Source organism: Streptomyces mirabilis (assembly GCF_039503195.1).
Taxonomy (GTDB): Bacteria; Actinomycetota; Actinomycetes; order Streptomycetales; family Streptomycetaceae; genus Streptomyces; species Streptomyces mirabilis_D.
Genome location: NZ_JBCJKP010000001.1, coordinates 10,709,164 through 10,727,080 on the forward strand (window position 1 = coordinate 10,709,164; position 17,917 = coordinate 10,727,080).

General features: G+C 67.7%; 11 protein-coding genes and 1 pseudogene. 3 read left to right on the forward strand and 9 right to left on the reverse strand.

Annotation, left to right across the window (positions count from 1 at the left end):
• Positions 1-43 precede the first annotated feature (43 nt).
• On the reverse strand, positions 44-886 hold the full coding sequence (locus AAFF41_RS48930; RefSeq protein WP_319754603.1) for a hypothetical protein: 843 nt from the start codon (positions 884-886) through the stop codon (positions 44-46).
• Between the two features lie 86 nt (positions 887-972).
• A complete protein-coding gene (locus tag AAFF41_RS48935; protein ID WP_054229750.1) occupies positions 973-1,374 on the reverse strand; it encodes a hypothetical protein in 402 nt (133 codons plus the stop codon).
• A 392-nt stretch (positions 1,375-1,766) separates the two neighbouring features.
• Here AAFF41_RS48935 and AAFF41_RS48940 point away from each other — a divergent pair, with 392 nt between their 5' ends.
• The 3 genes and pseudogenes from AAFF41_RS48940 (at position 1,767) to AAFF41_RS48945 (ending at position 6,977) form a co-directional block, all read left to right on the forward strand.
• Positions 1,767-4,703, forward strand: a complete 2,937-nt coding sequence (locus AAFF41_RS48940) for an AfsR/SARP family transcriptional regulator (protein ID WP_343326119.1) — start codon at positions 1,767-1,769, stop codon at positions 4,701-4,703.
• 680 nt (positions 4,704-5,383) lie between these two features.
• Positions 5,384-5,608 (forward strand): annotated as a pseudogene (locus AAFF41_RS52040) (transposase family protein); the annotation flags it as partial.
• A 202-nt stretch (positions 5,609-5,810) separates the two neighbouring features.
• Positions 5,811-6,977, forward strand: coding sequence for an ISL3 family transposase (locus tag AAFF41_RS48945; protein WP_343326472.1), 1,167 nt, complete (start codon positions 5,811-5,813; stop codon positions 6,975-6,977).
• A 22-nt stretch (positions 6,978-6,999) separates the two neighbouring features.
• Here AAFF41_RS48945 and AAFF41_RS48950 read toward each other — a convergent pair whose 3' ends face one another.
• The 7 genes from AAFF41_RS48950 to AAFF41_RS48980 form a co-directional block, all read right to left on the reverse strand.
• Positions 7,000-7,578 carry a DUF4240 domain-containing protein gene (locus tag AAFF41_RS48950; protein WP_343326120.1) on the reverse strand — a complete coding sequence of 193 codons (579 nt, stop codon included), beginning with the start codon at positions 7,576-7,578 and terminating at the stop codon, positions 7,000-7,002.
• Positions 7,579-7,946: 368 nt separating this feature from the next.
• Complete coding sequence (locus AAFF41_RS48955) at positions 7,947-8,423, reverse strand: Imm21 family immunity protein (RefSeq protein WP_343326121.1); 477 nt, start codon at positions 8,421-8,423, stop codon at positions 7,947-7,949.
• Between the two features lie 399 nt (positions 8,424-8,822).
• Positions 8,823-9,752 (reverse strand): sensor histidine kinase, encoded by a 930-nt coding sequence (locus AAFF41_RS48960; protein WP_319754489.1) that lies wholly within the window; start codon positions 9,750-9,752, stop codon positions 8,823-8,825.
• Entirely contained in the window at positions 9,749-10,108 is a 360-nt protein-coding gene (locus AAFF41_RS48965; protein WP_319754488.1) for an STAS domain-containing protein, read from the reverse strand. Before AAFF41_RS48965 ends, AAFF41_RS48960 begins: the two co-directional genes overlap by 4 nt.
• Positions 10,109-10,660: 552 nt before the next feature.
• A complete protein-coding gene (locus AAFF41_RS48970) occupies positions 10,661-13,039 on the reverse strand; it encodes a SpoIIE family protein phosphatase (RefSeq protein ID WP_343326473.1) in 2,379 nt (792 codons plus the stop codon).
• 145 nt (positions 13,040-13,184) lie between these two features.
• Positions 13,185-17,291 carry a HAMP domain-containing protein gene (locus AAFF41_RS48975; protein WP_343326122.1) on the reverse strand — a complete coding sequence of 1,369 codons (4,107 nt, stop codon included), beginning with the start codon at positions 17,289-17,291 and terminating at the stop codon, positions 13,185-13,187.
• A gap of 17 nt (positions 17,292-17,308) precedes the next feature.
• Positions 17,309-17,758 carry a HAMP domain-containing protein gene (locus AAFF41_RS48980; RefSeq protein WP_343326123.1) on the reverse strand — a complete coding sequence of 150 codons (450 nt, stop codon included), beginning with the start codon at positions 17,756-17,758 and terminating at the stop codon, positions 17,309-17,311.
• Positions 17,759-17,917: the final 159 nt, after the last annotated feature.

The window sequence follows — 17,917 nt, forward strand, 5'->3', positions numbered from 1 at the left end:
CGTCGATACACCACTCCAGCGGACGCGACCTAGCGCCCCGCCCTCAACTGTTCCGGTTCAGGTATCGGACGAATATAGACACATATGTCCGATCGGTGGCTTGCGAGCAGGCGAATGTCGCCACGGCGGCATCGAGTTCCGATCGATGGAACTTCCGCCACGTAGGATTCTGAGCGGCCAGCGCCGCCAATCGGTCCCGGGACAGCACTTGGTCCCCACCCTGAACTCCGGCCATCACCGACGTGTATTCCTTGCGCAGGTCCGTGATGAGCGCGAGACGGGATTGCGCCGGATGACCGGCCGCCGCCGCACAGGATCTCCACGTCTCAAGTGCCGATTGGTAACGTCTGTCGTGTTGCACCTCACCGTCCACCCGAGCCCACTCGGAGTTCGCCTCCGGGATTCCATACTCCTTTTCGGTCGTACGCTGTGAGCTGTCGACGCAACCGGGAAGGGTCGCATCGTAAGCCTTGAGGGAAGCAGCGGAAAGGGTCTTCAGGTAGCTCTTGGCTGCCGTGGCCTCAGGGGCGAAGTGGGGAAATACCGATATTCCGAACCCGTGCTTGCGAGCGTAGTTGAGGCTCGAAAAGTCTGATGCGTCCTCGACATCAACCACGCTGTGCGGGTTCTTGGGCAGGTACTGGAATCCGTGCGACTTCATGCATGTGGATGTCAGGGCCTCCGTGCGAGCGGCAACCTCAAGGTCGAAATTTTCCGACTCCGACTGGCCGGAAGCACCTGCCAGGATCAGCACGAAACGGCGGGTGTTGGCCGTCGCCCGGGCCGTCTGGCCGTCGTCGGACGGGAAATACGCGAATCCCGCCGCGACCATCGCGGCAATGATCACGGCCAGCGCGACCGCAAGGGTCTTGTGTTTGCCCAGCATCGTCCGGGCCTCCTCCTTCGACTGGTGTGCCCTGGTGCGCTCCGAACGGGGCACACCAGGGCTCCTGTTGCCTGCTCAGGCACCTGTCACCAGTTGCTCAGGTCGACGCCCACCTGGTCCAAACCCTGGTTGTAGGTGCCGTTGTTGGTGCAGTCGTAGTGCGAGGAGTTCGTACCGTTGCGCGCGACGATCGAGGACTCGTACCAGTTTGCCCCGCCGTTGCCCCGGAGGCAGTGGGCCATGTCCTTGCCGCCGTCCTGCCCGGACACCCAGACGAGCGACTGCTGGTAGCGCTGGTAGCGGCTGTCCCAATTGTTGGCCACGAACTGGTAGTTGCCGGTCCTGCCGGAGTCGTTGTACGAACCGAGTTCCGTGACGTTGCTGGTCTTTATCACCGTCTGCGCCTCAGCGGTGCCCGTGGTGAGGCCGATCGTGGCGCAGCAACCTGCGACTGCCAGTGCGCCGAAGGTCTTCCAGTTGCGAGCCATGGTTGATCAGTGCTCCTTCTGTCGTTTTGCCGATCGGAAGTGGTGCAGCGGTACGTATGGAGCCGCGCAGCGGTGCGCGTGGACTGAGCGGCGGCGCGTGTGCGGCCGCGGGCGCGGCGGAGTTCGCCGGCCGGGCCACCCTGCGACGAGCTTCAGGGGGCAACCGGTGCCCCCAGGAATCGGGGAGGCTGCTCCTGCTCCCGGGATTCCGGCCCGGATGCTGCCGAGGTACCGGGCGAAGGCACCCTCCACACCCATTGCCTCCCCCACGCGTCTTCGGCGAGCCGTGCCGCAGAGACGCTATGGACACAGATCCGTCGGCCGTCCTAGATTCGTCCTCGTACGAGGTCAGCCAGGGGGATCGGTGCTCATCGTCACGCACCAGGGGGAGCATGAAATTCGGCTTACTGGGGCCGTTACACGCCCAGATCGCCGGACGCGCGGTCCCGTTGAACGGGCCGCGGCAGGCCAAGATGCTGGCAGCACTTCTGATCGACGCCAACAACATCGTCGCCAGGGAACGGCTCGTCGCCGTGATGTGGGACACGAACGCGCCCGCCACCGCGGTCCGCCAGGTCCAGGACGCCGTCTCCGGGTTGCGCCGCAACCTCGTCGCCTGCGGAGCGCCCAGCTCCTTGATCAGCACGCGGCGCGGCGGCTACGAGATCCACCTGGCTCAAGATCAGCTCGACTTACTGGAGTTCGACCACCAGCGACACCTCGCCGAACAGCACACGGCCCCGTTCGAGACAGCAGTCGCGCTGCGGCGGGCGCTCGCTTGCTGGCGCGGAAACGCCCTGGTCGACACCCCCAGCCAAGCCCTGGAGATCGATGCGGCACGGCTGAACGAGAAACGCGCGGCCACGCACAAACAGTGCCTGGCCATCGAACTCGACCTGGGGCGTCATCGAGAGGTCATCGATGAACTGACCGCTCTGCTCCACGAGCACCCCTACGACGAACAGGTCGCCGAACACCTGATGGTCGCCCTCTACCGGTGTCGAAGACAAGGCGAGGCGCTGCAGGTGTACGAGCGGCTGCGCCGGACACTGGCCGACGAACTCGGCGTCGATCCCACCCCTCCGCTCCAGGCGCTGCATCAGCGCATCCTCACCGCGGATCCCGCCCTGACGGCTCCGGTCCCAGCAAGCAGGCCCTTGGACATACCACCGGAGAGCCCTGCCCCGGCGGACCCCGGGCCGGCAATGGCGATGCCGGTGCGTCAACTTCCCCTTGACATACCCGACTTCGTGGGCCGGGCCGAAGCACTGGCCGAGATCGCCGGGCTGCTCGACGGCTCGGCGCCGAACCGGGCCCCGGTGGCCGTCATCGTGGGCGGTCCCGGTGTCGGCAAGTCCTGCCTCGTGACGCACGCTGCGCGGCTGGCGAGCGCCAACTTCCCCGACGGCCAGCTCTACCTCAACCTCGCGGCAACATCGGACGAGCCACGGGACCCGGGGCTGATGCTGGCCGAGGCACTGCGCGCGCTCTCGATCGCCGGCAGCGCGATCCCGAACGGCCTGGCCGAGCGAGCCGCACTCTACCGGTCGTTGCTGGTGGACCGTCACATGCTGGTGGTGCTGGACGATGCCGGTCACGCCGATCAGGTGCTGCCCTTGCTGCCTGCGGCCGACGGCTGTGCCGTGTTGATCACCAGCCGCACTCTGCTGACGCAACTTCCCGGAGCTCGGCACATCGACCTGGACGTGCTGAGCCCGGCAGAGGCGCGGGAGTTGTTCACGGGAATTGTCGGGCGGCGGCGGGTCGAGCGGGAACCGGCGGAGGCCGACGCGATCCTCGACTGCTGCGGCAACCTGCCGCTGGCGATCCGGATCGCCAGCGGCAAGCTCACGGGCCGCCCGGCTTGGTCGCTGCGGGTGCTGCGGGAACGGATCGAGGATGAGTCCCGGAGGCTGGCCGAGCTGAGGATCGGGGACCTCAGCGTGCGAGCCAGCGTCGAACTGAGCTTACGGCTGCTGCCGGCCGACGCGGTGCGCGCGCTGAGCCTGCTGGGTCTGCTCGGCGCCTACACCCTGCCCGGCTGGGTGGTCGGCCCGCTGCTGGACCGCCCGGACGCCGAGGAGGTGCTGGACACCCTCGTCGACGCCAGCCTGGTGCGGCTGACCGCCACCGACGCCCTCGGCGAGCCGCGCTACCGGCTGCACGACCTGATCAGGACCTGTGCCGTGGAGATCGCCGCCCCGCTGCCGACGGAGGACAAGCAGGACGCGATCATCCGGGTGCTGTCCGTTTGGCTCGAGCTGACTGGGCGCGGCACCGATCGGCTGCCGGCAGCCGGGCTGCTGGCAGCCGCGCCTGGTTCGGCACCGCGCCGGTCGCTGCCCGATGCGGTCGTGGACCGGCTGATGGCCGACCCGGTCGGCTGGTTCGACGCGGAACGCGACAACCTGCTCGGCGCGGTGAAACTGGCCGTGGACTGGGGCCTGGACGAGTTGGCCTGGGAGCTGGCGGCCGGCGCGGCGACCTACTACGACCACCGGTGTCTCTATCAGGACTGGCAGCACGGGCACCGGCTCGCGTTGGACGCGGCCGAGGCCGCCGGCAACGTGCGCGGCGCATCGGTGCTGCTACGCGGTCTTGGCCAGCTGCACATCTACCAAGACGAGTTCGATCGGGCCACCCGAGCCCTGGAGTCCTCCCTCGGGCTGTGCCAGGACGGCGGGGACAAACGCGGCGAGGCGCTGTCGGTTGCCATGCTGGGCACGGTAAGCCGGGTGCAGGGCCGTGACGACGAAGCCCTCGAACGTGTCGAGCACGCGCTGGCCATCGCGGCCGGTGAGGGCGAGCGGCACATCGAAGCGCAGCTGTCCTGCACCATGGCCGTGATGAAGCTCATGCAGGGCAAGCTCGACGAGGCGGAGTTATGGTTCGACGGGGCCTTGAGCCAGGCCAGCGCGCTGGGCGACGGGCATCGCGTCGCCGTCGTGCTGCGGCGGTTCAGCCGGTTGCACGATCGACGTGGTGATCCGGACGAGGCGCTGCGATGCCTGGAGCAGGCGCTGGCCACCTTCGAGGCACTGGCCGACGAGCGGTGCGCCGCGTACACGCTGCTGGAAGTCGGCCGCGTGTACGCCGGTCAACACGACCGGGACCGGGCGAGCCCGGCGTTGGAGCGCGCGGCGGCCCTGTTCCACCGGCACGGCGACCGCCAAGACGAGGCCGCCTGCTGGCAACTGATCGGCGACCTGGACGCCGCCGCCGGCGTTCACCATCTGGCGCACCAGCACCGCGGGCGGGCGCTGCGGCTGTGGCAGATGATCGGCGACATTAACCAGACGAAAGCTCCGGCGCGACCATCGTCGCCGTGAGGTGGCCATGTCCCTGATCGGAGATGTCCGTCCGATCAGGGGGCGTGAGGCAACGCGCGGGGACCGCACCGCCCATGAGTAACCGCCGCTTTGACCAAGGGCGCCGAAAGGGGTTGTAAGCGCGTGCGGTCCCCGCCGTGTCAGGGCCGGCCCCGAGCCGGCGAGGACCCCGATGCGGCTCGTCAGCGAGATACGAGGGAGCTCGTGACGCTCGTAATGGCCGAACCCACTGTGATGAGCACGCCGACCGATTTGGTCGGAAGCCGGTGCAGTACAAGTTCAAAGCTCCGTGTGCGGATGATGACGACGGGTCCGCGCGACGCGGTAACCGGAAGAGTGGCTTTGTGGGTGGTAGCCGACACCGCTTGTCGGTGAGTTTCGGGTTCTGGCACAGATCTTGGGGAGCGGTCGCGGAGCGTCACCTTGGTGTTCGATTGCAAGGGGGCGGGTCGAGTGAGACCGCGTACGCCTACCCGCCCGGCAGCCGAAAGTGACGATCCATCAAATTCTTGGTTGTCCCTGCCGCGGTAAGTCCTAGACGGTGATCGTGCTGGTCATGCAGACCGATGCACCGTTCTGGGAGCTGATGGGGATATTTGGATTTGGCTCTGTCCGCAGTTCCGTGAATCCCCAGGTCGGCGGAGCGAGCGAGGGATCGTTTCGGCGGAGTATGTCCCGGCATGGCGAGCAAGACGGTCGAGGCTGTGCTGTTTCCCGGGATCGATGTGCGAGTGGAGCGCGTCAGCGACTCCTCCGACGTCCTCGTGGTGGAGGCGGTGTCCACCGCTCGGCCGGGCTGGTGCCCGGACTGCGGGACGCGGGCGAGACGTAGACACAGCACGTACCAACGTGCCCTGGATGAGGAGCCGTTGGGCTCCCGCCGGGTCATGGTCCGGCTGCGGGTCCGCCGGTACTTCGGTGACCGGAAGAGCTGTTCCCGTAAGACGTTCGTCGAGCAGGTGCCAGGGCTGTCCGAGCGGCGCCGCCGCTCCAGCACCGGGCTGACAGGCTGGCTGCGGTCGATCGCGATCGAGCTCGGCGGCCGTCCGGCCGCACGGCTGTGCCGTCGCCTGCGGATGGCTGCGGGCCGTACCCGGGCTCAGGCTGCTGGTAGCGCCGTCGGTTCCGGACCGTGCGCCGCGGGTGCTGGGGGTGGACGAGTTTGCCTTCCGCAAGGGCTGCACCTACGGCACCGTGCTGGTCGACGTCGAAGCCGGCCGGGTCGTGGACGTGCTGCCCGACCGCACCTCCGAAACCTTCGCGGCCTGGCTCCAAAGCCATCCCGGCGCCGAGATCATCTGCCGGGACCGGGCCAGCGCCTACACCAAGGCGGTCAAGGAAGCCGCCCCTCATGCCCTGGAAGTCGCCGACCGCTGGCACCTGTTGCAGAACCTGTCCGCCGCGGTGGAGAAGACCTGCCACCAGCACCGCGACTGCCTGCGCAAACGTGCCGAGGAGGAGACGGTGACCGAGGTGCCGGAGGTGGCCCCGATGCTGTTACCGCCCGCGGAACTGCCCCGCACCCAGATCATCGAACGTACCCGCCACCGCTACAAGGACATCCACCGCCTGCTGGAGAAACGCTGGACGATCAGTGTCATCGCCCGCCGTCTGAACCTCGACCGCAAGACCGTGCGCCGCTTCCGCGACACCGGCCTCGACGAGTTGCTGGCCTCCGCCTGCGAGCGCCACCCCAACGGCGTCCTGGAGCCGTTCAAGGCATACCCCAACACCCGCTTCACCGCAGCACAAGGCCAGGTCAGCGGCACCCGACTGTTCCTGGAGATCCAGGCTCGCGGCTACCGCGGCAGCCACCAGGTCGTTCGCAAACACCTCGCTGCCCTTCGCGCGGGCACCGCCGCCCCGGTCCGGGCCGACATTCCGAGCCCCCGCAAAATCACCTCGTGGATCATGCGGCCCCGGGAGACGCTCACCGAAAGCCAGGACGAGCGACTCCTCCAAGTCCGGCTCGCCTGGCCGGACATCACCCGGGCCTGCGATCTCGCTCGAGCGTGCGCCGACCTGGTCCGTCACCAGCGCGGATATCTGTTGCTGGAGTGGATCCGGCAGGCCGAGCAGGACGCGCCGAAGCCCATGAAGGGCTTCGCCGGCTTCCTCCGCCAGGACCTCGACGCAGTGACCGCCGGACTCACCCTCCGGTGGAGCTGCGGTGTGGTCGAAGGACACGTGAACCGCGTGAAAACACTCCAACGAGCCATGTACGGCAGGGCCTCGTTCGAACTCCTCCGAGCCCGCATCCTCACCCAGCCATGAGCATCACGGAACTGCGGGAGCCTCATTTCCAGAGGCTTGTGCCAAGGAACAGGGCGGCCAGACGGGGAAGCCGACGGCTCATCTCCCTGTCGTCGTCGAAATCGAAATCCTCGCCCATATCAACCGTGTTGTCGCTCTCTGTGTCAGCCCCGCGGAAACTGCGCCAGGCTTCGTAGAAGGCATCCGCATCACCCGTGATCCGTTCGAACGCCCCGCTGGCTGCATAGTTCACGTCCTCGTAGAACAGCACCTCGGAACGGTCCTGGACGTTCGCCGCCTGAACGACATAAGGGTGCGCAGCGAGGCTGTCGGGGTCAGCGGCCACGCGCTGGTACCACTGACAGCCCAAGGCGATCACACCGGCGCGAAAGTCCATGAAACTGTCATCGGAGCACCCGCCCCCGATGAGGTAAGCAGCCGCCCACACATCCCAGCGATACAGGGCGTCATGCAACTCATCGAAGCGTTCCGCATACTCCAGGATCTCCTGCCGCGGTCTCTCTGCGAGCTGCTTGACGAGAACCTCGTCAAACGGTTCGCCCATTGTGGCAGCCCCGGCTTGCGCGGCTTCGATGACATCCCAGAACGTGTGGATCTCCATGACCGCGCACTCTGCCACGAGCCGATGACAATCGATCTGGCCACCCTGCCGGTACCCGTTTCACGGAACTGCGGACACAGCCGTTTTCAAGAATCCCCATCAGCTGTGCTCCCTGCCTGGATCGACGCAGTCGACGCCAGCCAACTACCCGGCCTCACCGGCTTCGCACTCCACCTGCTCCGGGACCTCGACGCCGTGATAGCTGGCCTCACCTTGGACTAAAGTTCCGGCATATCGAAGGCGCCGTGAACCGCATCAAGAAGATCAAAAGGCAGCTCTACGGGCGAGCCGGATTCGAACTCCTACGCAAGATGATCCTGCTTCAGTGACCCTCAGCAGCGACGCCCCGGGATCTTTACAACGTCGGGTCAGGCCAGCTCGACAAATCGGTGGACGCGAAAGGACGTCAGGTGGTCGGGTTCGATGCTTGCCGAGTCCACCCGGTAGCGGCCAGCGGCGAGTTCGAGAGCGGTGCTGTCCGTGAGTGTCCCGACCTCGGTGCCGAAGTGGGCGGCATCGAACATCACGAGCTCGCCAGTGGTGCTCAGTACAGGTCCTTCCTCCCACTCGGCGGTGGGAAGCCCAGCCCGGATGAAGTCGGCGACACCATCCTCGCTCTCCGCGTAGCACCAGCGGACGAGGACTCGATACTCAGGAAGGTAGGCGGTGGAGAGAGGTTCGTCCCCCAGGACCAGCGCCTCAGCTCCGTCAGGCAGTGCGAGGACTCCAACGAAATCCATCACCGCGCAAGCCTGGTCGTAGTCGCCCTCCGTTCCCGACCAGTGCGCCAGCGCGGTGCGTGGAACCACGATAAACGGGCCGCCCTCCGTCTCCAGCCACGTCAAAGACATGCCGCCTCCACCTTCAGGATCTCAGTTCCGTCGCGACAGCGTATGTGCCAGGTCGGACAGGGCTCATGCCTGTGGTGGTCGAGGTGCGCGGTGACGGGCCCAGGGTCGTGACCATCCCCTGCAATCGAACGCCACCGAGGCGGTTGTAGGCGTCACCGTGCCCTTGCCGAAATCCTCATCCGCCCTGGTGGGATGGGGGTTGGCTGTGTGCGTGAGTAGTGAACCGTATGTCGGTCAGCGACGACACCATCCGATCTCATCGGGGAGCGATATCGCTGATCGTCAGATGAGGGCCGACGGGGAGCGCCTGAGTTTTGGGTTCTGGCACAGATCTTGGGGAGCGGTCGCGGAGGGTGGCTTGAGCCTCGGCCTCGGTCCGATTCGGCCGGGCGGTCAGTGGGTGAGGTAGAAGCGGACAGTCGTGCCCTCTGGGGCGGTGTGGAGGCGGACGAGGTCGGCGACGTAGTGAACGAGCATCAGGCCGCGGCCGCCCAACTGGTCGCGTGCCGGGGGCCGCCGGCCGGCCAGGGGATCGGTCAGCCAACCGCGGTCGTGGACCTCGCAGGCGATCTGCTCGCCCTCGGCCCATATCCGCACCGTCCCCGATCCGCCGCCGTGCCTCACGCTGTTGGTGGTCAGCTCCGCCACCGCCAACGTCAGATCCTGCAGCCGCACACCGGCCAGGCCCAGTCGCTCTGCTTCCTGAACGGCGAAGTAGCGGGCTTTGGGGAGATCTTCCGTGTTGAACGAGAAGGTCGCCGCGTCGGGAGGGTAGGCAAGCGGCTTGTTGTAGCGGGCGATGGCACGCTCGGGGTCGTAGGTCTCGCTGGCCAGTTCGCCGTCCGCGTTGATGACGACGGGATGGGTGGCGTAGGCGTCGGCGATTACCTGCGGCTCCAAGCGGTCCGCGTCGTACGGGCACAGGATGGTCACCTCGCGGCCCCGGAACGCGGCGTTGATCAGCGCCTCATGCTGGACGCACGCAGGGTACTCCACCGCGGTGCGACCGGCCCAGATGGGCTCTCCGATGATCCGTACCCGGCCGGCGGAGTGAGCGTCGGCGAAGGCCCGCAGCACGCGGGGGATGATCCGCCCCGGGTTGCGACCGGCCTCGGTCATGTCGAGCAGCTTGACCCGGTCCGCAGTCGATCCGAGTCCGGCCTTGATCAGCTCCAGGTTGGGTCCGGGAACGGCGACCGCGACGGCCTCTCCGGCGGCCAGCCCTTCCAGAAGGAACGGCAGTGTGGCCGCTGTGTACTGCTCCGTGCCGCGGTAAATCAGCGCCGGGTGTACAAAAGGTTCACTGCTAGTGGCCGTACTCATCGCGCCGCAACCTCAATCGTCGGAACGCCAGGCCAGAACATGTCCAGAATGCGCGGCAGCTCCGGCGGCGGCCGGTCCACGACGATCCGGCCCGTGTCCAGGTTCTGTGCAGTGACTGCCAGAGCTGCCGCGCCACCCACATCGATGGACGTCACACCGGACAGATCCACGAGGGAGACGTCTGTATGCGTCCTCGCCAGACGCTGCAGCGCCTGGTCCCAGGAGGCGCGGGTGATCACGCCGATCTCACCGGTTGCGCGGAAACCAGAGAGACCGGACAAGGATGCCACCTCCAGCGCAGCTCCGCTGCTCGACGGCACCGCGACGGATCCGTCCATGCCGTGGGAGGCCTTCACATTCTCTCCCCTACGTCAGGTGCCGCTGAATGGCGTCTCGTCCGGGCCTACCGCAATGTTGAATGCCGGATTACAGCCAGCCAACTATAGAGCACAACGGTGCGCCGTCCGTGGCTCATGTCCGTTCAACCAGCGCAGTTCGGGCGAAACGTTCCGCTGGACAAGGCCGTGCCGGGAAGAGCACGCGCCCGGGCGGAGTCGAGCGGCTGCCCGCAAGGCTGCGGAGGAAGGCGCCGCCCCGTGACCGTCGAAGCGGAGACCAGCCGCAGCGTCTTCCTGCTCCGAGGTCGCATCGGAGCCCGGAAAACAGGAACCTTCCTACCTCACCGTGGGCAGAGCACAACACCCATCGTGCTCTGCCGCTGGAGCCCCTCGCCGGCGGCATGCTTCACGTGAGTGGGAAACCAGCCCCGTCGGTCGTGTGAACACCGCTGGCCCGGGGGTATAGGGGCGCCCTCCTCTGCGGTATCTCGTATCGCTGCTGAAGGGCGAAACTTCGGACTTTCCCGCGACGGCGCGGGACGAAGAAGCTTTTCCCGCGCCGGGGCTCTGTTACGTCGGGCGGATGCCGATGACGCAGGTGTCGTCGTCGGTGTCGGCAGTGCTGTAGGTGAGCAGCTGGTCGAGTTGGTGCTCCAGGGGACCGGCCGCGTAGACCTGGGCCATGGTCAGCAGCTGGCTGAGCGAGTCCTGGTTCGGGTCGTCTCTGCGTTCCACGAGGCCGTCGGTGTACATCACCAGCGTGTCGTCGGCCCGCAGTTCCAGCTCCGCCTCCTCATAAGTCGCCTCCTCCACCGCGCCCAGGAGTACGCCCCTCAGTGGCGGCAGTGCGGAGGCCTGGCCGGCCCGGACGAGGACAGGGGGGAGGTGTCCGGCGCGGGCCCAGCGCAGGGTGCGGTCGTTCCGGTCGTACAGGCCGCAGACGGCGGTGGCGGTGACCTGGTCGGTCAGATGGTGGGCCACGATGTTGAGCCAGGTCAGCAGCTGGCCCGGTCCCGCGCCGGTGACGGCCAGGCCGCGCAGCGCGTTGCGCAGTACCACCATGCTGGTCGCAGCCTTGATGCCGTGGCCCGCGACGTCGCCGACGCAGAGGAAGATCTTCCCCGAGGGCAGGGCGACGGTGTCGTACCAGTCTCCGCCGACCAGGGTGTCCGTCTCGGCCGGCCGGTAGCGAACGGCGGTCTGAAGGCCCGGCACGACCAGCGGTTCCGTGGTGGGCGGCATGATCGCGTGTTGAAGCTGGAGGGCGAGTCGGGTGCGCTCGGCGGACTGCTCCTGGCTGTGGGCCAGTTGGTCCCGCGTCGCTGCGAGCGCGACCTCGGTCCAGTGCTGGGAGGAGATGTCCTGGTACGCGCCGCGCAGGGACAGCAGCTTGCCCCGAGGGTCCAGGACGGGTTCGGCGACGACCCGGATGTGGCGGGTGACGCCGTCCGGGCGGCGTAGCCGGAAGGCGGTCGAGGCGGGGCGGCGGCGGTGAAGCACGGTGCGGAGGAAGCGGCCGATGGCAAGGGCGTCGTCGGGGTGGGCGTAGGCCGGCAACTCTTCCAGGGGAATGGGGCCAGCGGCGAGTGGCTGCCCGTACAGCGCGAACAGCTGATCATTCCAGGTGATCTCGCGGGTCGTCGTGTCCTCCTCGAACCCACCGATCCGCCCCAGCCGCTGGGCGTGCCGGAGCAGATGGGCCAGCCGGGCCGCCTCGTCCTCGATGCGCCAGATGAGCAGGATGCCGTCGCCGTGCCTGCTGAGGTTGATGTCGGCGACCGAGGTCAGCGGGACCTGGTCGACCAACGCGGTGAGGGTCATCCGCTGTGACCGAAATCGCTCGCCGGTGGCGTAGACCCGTTCGATGTGTTCGAACAGACCGCTGGCGTCGGCGGACCTCGGGTAGGCCTCCAGCATGTTGGTGCCGCTGATGGCGTTGTGCGGCCGACCCGCCGGGTCGACGAAGCCTGCGTTGACGTGGTGGATCCGGAAGTCGACGAGGCGGCCCTCGTCGTCCAGACAGGGCCGCAGCACCAGGGCCGGGTCGTAGAGGCTGTCCGCGATCTCGCTCAGGTAGTCGGCGTCGACGCTGCCGCCCCGGCCCGTCGTGGCGGTGTCGGGTGCGGCGGGACCGTGGATTTCAAGGGTGTGCGCGCAGAGTTCGGCGAGCGCCTCGATCTGCCGGTCGATTTGGGGCGACGGCGCGGGCAGCGTGTTCGGCCAGCAGATCTCCAGCACCCCCAGAATCCGGCCGCCGGTCCCGGCGGGGACGGCGATCCGGCCGGCGTCGGGTATCTCAATCTGACCGATCGAGGGAACTTTGGACCTGGCCGGCGTGGGGATCCTCACCAGGGCGCGGTCGGCCAGCGCCTGCCGGGCCACGGTGGCGACACCCGGGGGAACGTAGCGCCACCGGGTGGCCTCCTCCACGGTGAATCCGGCGTGACCTGCCAGAGTGAGGGAGCCGTCCGCGCCGGTGTCCCACACGGCGACGGCGCGGGCGCCCAACGGGCCGAGGGCGTGTTCCAGGAGGGATTCGGCGACCGCCTGGGTGTCCTTGGCAGCCAGGGCGCCGCTTTCCGCGGTACGCAGCCGGACCGCTGTGGGCACCTTCTCGCGTTGGGGCTGCGGGTTGTTGGCGACGTTCAGGACGAGGTCGTTGGTGATCTCGGTGAGCCGGTCGTTGGCGGACTGGTTGATGATGTCAGCGGCGAGCTCCAGCTGCGGCACGCCCGCCTGGTCGGCAAGGAGGGAAAGCTGTCGGCTCGCCTGGGCCGGGCTGCACTGGAGCCGCTCGATGAGGACGCCCTTGGCGACCTCGATCAGGGCCCGGCCGTCGGCGGCCGCGTGGGCGGAGCGGACCTCCCTGCGGAGCCGCTCGACGGTGGCGGCGAGTCGGCCTACTGGGGTTTCCTCGGACGCGGGCGGGGAGCCGGCACTGGCGCACATCTCCGTGCCCGGACCGACCTGCGGGACCGGCTCGCCGGGTTGCTGGGCCGACTTGATCACCGTGCTGCTCCTCCTTGAACCGTGGATGAGAGACCTGCGGATGCGGGGCGTGCCGGTGCCTCGGACCCTTTCGCCGGGAGCGGCATCAGGGCTGCAACCAGCGCCGTACACGGGCCATCAGGTCGTCCGCGTCCACGGGCTTGGTGACGTAGTCACTGGCGCCGGCAGCCAAGCTCTTCTCACGGTCGCCGGGCATCGCCTTGGCGGTGACGGCGATGATGGGGAGCCCTGCATAGGCGGGCATGCGTCGGATCTCGGCGGTCGCGGCGTAGCCGTCCATCTCCGGCATCATCACGTCCATGAGGATGAGGCTGATGCCGGGCTGCTGGGTGAGGGCTTCGATGCCGAGGCGTCCGTTCTCCGCGTGCAGCACTTGCATGCCGTGGAGTTCCAGGATGCCACTGAGGGCATAGAGGTTGCGGGCGTCGTCGTCAACCACCAGGACGGTACGCCCCGCCAGACTGCCATCGCGCTGCCGCGCCGACGGGGACACTTCCTCGTCCGTGCGTACCAGCGGCAGCACGTGGCCGGGTTCCTCGGCCGAAAGGTGCAGGGCGATCCGTTCGCGCAGCTCATCTAGGCTGGAGAGAAGCTCCAGCGGCTGGCTGTCGGTGCGCCGTTGGAGCAGCTGCTCCTGATCGGCCTCCAGGCGCCGGTTGTTGTGGGCGAGGACGGGAACGCTGGTCAGGGCCGAGTCGCCGTCCATCGCCTCCAGGAAGTGCAACGCGGCCGCATTGGGCATGTCGAGTTCGAGGACCACGCAGTGGCAGGGGGCCGCTGCGAGGGCCGCCGCGGCCTCCTGCGCGCCGCGGGCGGTGACGATCTCGACAGCACCCCCGCTCACCTCCAGCTCGCGGCTGCCCACGACGTCGGCTACGGCGTTCTCCGCGACCAGTGACAGTAGGCCGCCGGTCCGCTCCTCTATCACCAGCAGCCGCCTGGTCTGTCGTGGAATGGAGGCAGCGGGCACAGCGCGCTCGCCCTCCGACGAGCTCGATGCCGCACCTGTCCGAGAGCCGGCTCCACCGAGGGTTCCGTCGGCCAGCGCCTCGAAGTCCGCGCGGGCCGCGGGCAGGTACAGGGTGAAGGTGCTGCCCTGGGCCTCGGCGCTCTCGGCCGTGACGACGCCACCGAGCAGGAACGCGATCTCGCGGCTGATGGACAGTCCAAGGCCGGTGCCGCCGTACTTGCGGCTGGTGGTGCCGTCCGCCTGCTGGAACGCCCCGAAGATTGTCTCCAGCTGCTGGCTGGCGATACCGATCCCGGTGTCTTTGACCCGGAAGGCGACCACCGGACCGTCCCGGAGCACGGATTTGGGCAGCTCAGCCTCGTCCGCGGTTTCGATCCGCAGTTCCACTCCGCCGCGCTCGGTGAATTTGACCGCGTTGGAGAGCAGGTTGCGCAGCACCTGCCGCAGCCGGGAGTCGTCGGTGACGAGGTCCAGCGGGACGCCGGGGGCGGTGGTGATGGTGAAGTCGAGACTCTTCTGCGTGGTCATCGGCCGGAACGTGGCCTCGACGTAGTCAAGTAGCTGTCGCAGCGCCACCCGCTCCGGGTTGACGTCCATTTTGCCTGCCTCGACTTTGGACAGGTCGAGGATGTCGTTGATCAGTTGGAGCAGGTCCGAGCCGGCGGAGTGGATGATACCGGCGTACTCGACCTGCTTGGAGGTGAGGTTGCGGCCGGGGTTTTGGGCCAGCAGCTGGGCGAGGATCAGCAGGCTGTTGAGTGGGGTGCGCAGCTCGTGGCTCATATTGGCCAGGAACTCCGACTTGTACTTCGACGCCAGCGCCAGCTGCTGGGCCCGGTCCTCCAGTTCCTGCCGGGCCTGCTCGATCTCCAGGTTCTTGCCCTCGATGTCACTGTTTTGGGAGGCCAGCAGGGCGGCTTTCTCCTCCAGTTCGGCGTTGGAGCGCTGCAGTTCCTCCTGCTGGACCTGGAGTTCCTCGGAGCGGGCCTGCAGCTCACCAGTCAGCCGTTGGGACTCGCCGAGGAGTTCGTCGGTGCGGGCGTTGGCGACGATGGTGCTGACGTTGACGCCAATGGTCTCCATCAGCTGACTCAGGAAGTCCCGGTGGGTCTGGGTGAACGCAGTGACGGAGGCGAGTTCGATGACGCCGAGCACCTGGTCTTCGACGATGATGGGCAGCACGATCAACGCACCGGGCGTGGCGTTGCCCAGCCCGGAGGAGATGGTGACGTACCCCGGCGGCAGGTCGGTCACCTCGATGGTGCGGCGGCCGCGCGCGGCCTGGCCGACCAGGGAACGGCCGATCGGGATCCGGGTGGGACGCTCGTCGTCGGGGAATCCGTACGACCCGACCAGCGCTAGTTCCGTACCGTCTGGGCCTTCTTCGGCGAGGAAGAACGCGCCGTACTGGGCGTAAACCAGCGGGGTCAGCTCGTGCATGACCAGCTCGGCGACGACGGGGAGATCCCGGTGTCCCTGCATCAGCCCGGAGATCCGGGCGAGGTTGGTCTTGAGCCAGTCCTGCTCCTGGTTGGCCCGGGTGGTCTCGCGCAGGGACTCCACCATGGAGTTGATGTTGTCCTTGAGTTCGGCGACCTCGCCGGAGGCGTCGACCGTGATGGAACGGGTGAGGTCGCCCTCTGCGACTGCGCTGGTGACCCCGGCGATCGCGCGGACCTGCCGGGTGAGGTTCCCGGCCAGCTCGTTCACGTTCTCCGTCAGCCGCTTCCAGGTACCCGATACCCCTTCGACTTCTGCCTGTCCGCCGAGCCGGCCCTCGCTGCCGACCTCGCGTGCCACCCGGGTCACCTCGGCTGCGAACGAGGACAGCTGGTCGACCATCGTGTTGATCGTCGTCTTCAGCTCCAGGATCTCGCCCCGCGCGTCCACGTCGATCTTCTTCGACAGATCGCCCCTCGCGACGGCGGTGGTCACCTGGGCGATGTTCCGCACCTGCCCGGTGAGGTTGTTCGCCATCGAGTTGACGTTGTCCGTGAGGTCCTTCCACGTACCGGCCACATTCGGCACCTGGGCCTGTCCGCCGAGGCGGCCCTCGGTGCCCACCTCGCGGGCGACCCGGGTCACCTCGTCGGCGAACGCCGAGAGGGTGTCGACCATGGTGTTGATGCCGCCCGCGAGGGCAGCGACCTCGCCCTTGGCTTCCACGTTGATCTTCTGCGACAGGTCGCCGCGGGCGACGGCGGTGGCCACCTGCGCGATGGATCGCACCTGCCCGGTCAGGTTGGAGGCCATCACGTTGACGTTGTCGGTGAGGTCCTTCCAGGTGCCCGAGACGCCACGGACGGTCGCCTGGCCGCCGAGGTTGCCCTCAGTGCCGACCTCGCGGGCGACGCGGGTGACCTCGTCGGCGAACGCGGAGAGCTGGTCGACCATCGTGTTGATGGTCTCCTTCAGCTCCAGGATCTCCCCGCGCGCGTCGACGCGGATCTTCTGTGACAGATCGCCCTGGGCGACGGCGGTCGTCACTTCGGCGATGGACCGGACCTGCGCGGTGAGGTTGTCGGCCATCACGTTGACCGATTCAGTGAGGGCCTTCCAGGTGCCGGAGACGCCCTTCACGTCGGCCTGCCCGCCCAGCCGCCCGTCGGTACCCACTTCGCGGGCGACGCGGGTGACCTCGTCGGCGAACGCGGAGAGCTGGTCGACCATCGTGTTGATGGTGTTCTTCAGCTCCAGGATCTCCCCGCGCGCGGCGACGGTGATTTTCTGTGACAGGTCGCCCTGGGCGACGGCGGTGGCGACTTGGGCGATGGACCGGACCTGCGCGGTGAGGTTGCCGGCCATGAAGTTGACCGAGTCGGTGAGGTCCCGCCAGGTACCGGAGACCCCCTTCACGTCCGCCTGCCCGCCCAGCCGCCCCTCGGTACCCACCTCGCGTGCCATGCGGGTGACCTCGTCGGCGAACGCGGAGAGCTGGTCGACCATCGTGTTGATGGTGTTCTTCAGCTCCAGGATCTCCCCGCGCGCGGCGACGGTGATTTTCTGGGACAGGTCACCCTTGGCAACCGCGGTGGTGACCTGGGCGATGTTGCGGACCTGGTCGGTGAGGTTGCCGGCCATGAAGTTGACCGAGTCGGTGAGGTCCCGCCAGGTACCGGAGACCCCCTTCACGTCCGCCTGCCCGCCCAGCCGCCCGTCGCTGCCCACCTCGCGTGCGACCCGGGTGACCTCGTCGGCGAACGAGGAGAGCTGGTCGACCATCGTGTTGACGGTGTTCTTCAGCTCCAGGATCTCCCCCGCGCGTCCACGTCGATTTTCTGGGACAGATCACCCTTGGCAACCGCAGTGGCGACCTGGGCGATGTCGCGCACCTGGGTCGTGAGATTGCCCGCCATGGCGTTGACCGAGTCGGTCAAATCTGCCCAGGTGCCGGAGACACCGGGCACATCGGCTTGACCGCCGAGGGTTCCCTCGGTACCCACCTCGCGGGCGACCCGGGTCACCTCGGAGGTGAACAGCGAGAGCTGGTCGACCATGCCGTTGAAGACCGTAGCGATCTCGCCCAGCAGGCCGTCCGCGTCGTCTGGCAGCCGGGTACCGAAATCCCCATCCCGTACCGCGGTCAGGCCGGCAAGGAACTGCCGCAGCTCCGGCTCGCCGATCTTGCCCGTGGTGCGGTTGGTTCTGCGGGGCGCCGTACGCGGCCCCTCGACCCTCGATTCAGCCATGTCCAACCTCACCTTTTGAGCCCACTCAAGCAACGGATCGGAACATGCCCATGCACGAGCACACCACGCTGCGGGAAAACGCCCCCAGAGCATCGTACGGGGGAAATCGCAAGCCGGATGCCAGGTTGTGCCGGGTGGCGAGGGTGTCGGGCCGTCACC

Bases quoted from the DNA above. Each gene is read 5' to 3' on its own strand.
- AAFF41_RS48930 (WP_319754603.1), bottom strand. From the start codon at position 886: ATGCTGGGCAAACACAAGACCCTTGCGGTCGCGCTGGCCGTGATCATT.
- AAFF41_RS48935 (WP_054229750.1), bottom strand. From the start codon at position 1,374: ATGGCTCGCAACTGGAAGACCTTCGGCGCACTGGCAGTCGCAGGTTGC.
- AAFF41_RS48940 (WP_343326119.1), top strand. From the start codon at position 1,767: ATGAAATTCGGCTTACTGGGGCCGTTACACGCCCAGATCGCCGGACGC.
- AAFF41_RS48950 (WP_343326120.1), bottom strand. From the start codon at position 7,578: ATGGAGATCCACACGTTCTGGGATGTCATCGAAGCCGCGCAAGCCGGG.
- AAFF41_RS48960 (WP_319754489.1), bottom strand. From the start codon at position 9,752: ATGAGTACGGCCACTAGCAGTGAACCTTTTGTACACCCGGCGCTGATT.
- AAFF41_RS48970 (WP_343326473.1), bottom strand. From the start codon at position 13,039: ATGTGCGCCAGTGCCGGCTCCCCGCCCGCGTCCGAGGAAACCCCAGTA.
- AAFF41_RS48975 (WP_343326122.1), bottom strand. From the start codon at position 17,291: ATGGTCGACCAGCTCTCCTCGTTCGCCGACGAGGTCACCCGGGTCGCA.
- AAFF41_RS48980 (WP_343326123.1), bottom strand. From the start codon at position 17,758: ATGGCTGAATCGAGGGTCGAGGGGCCGCGTACGGCGCCCCGCAGAACC.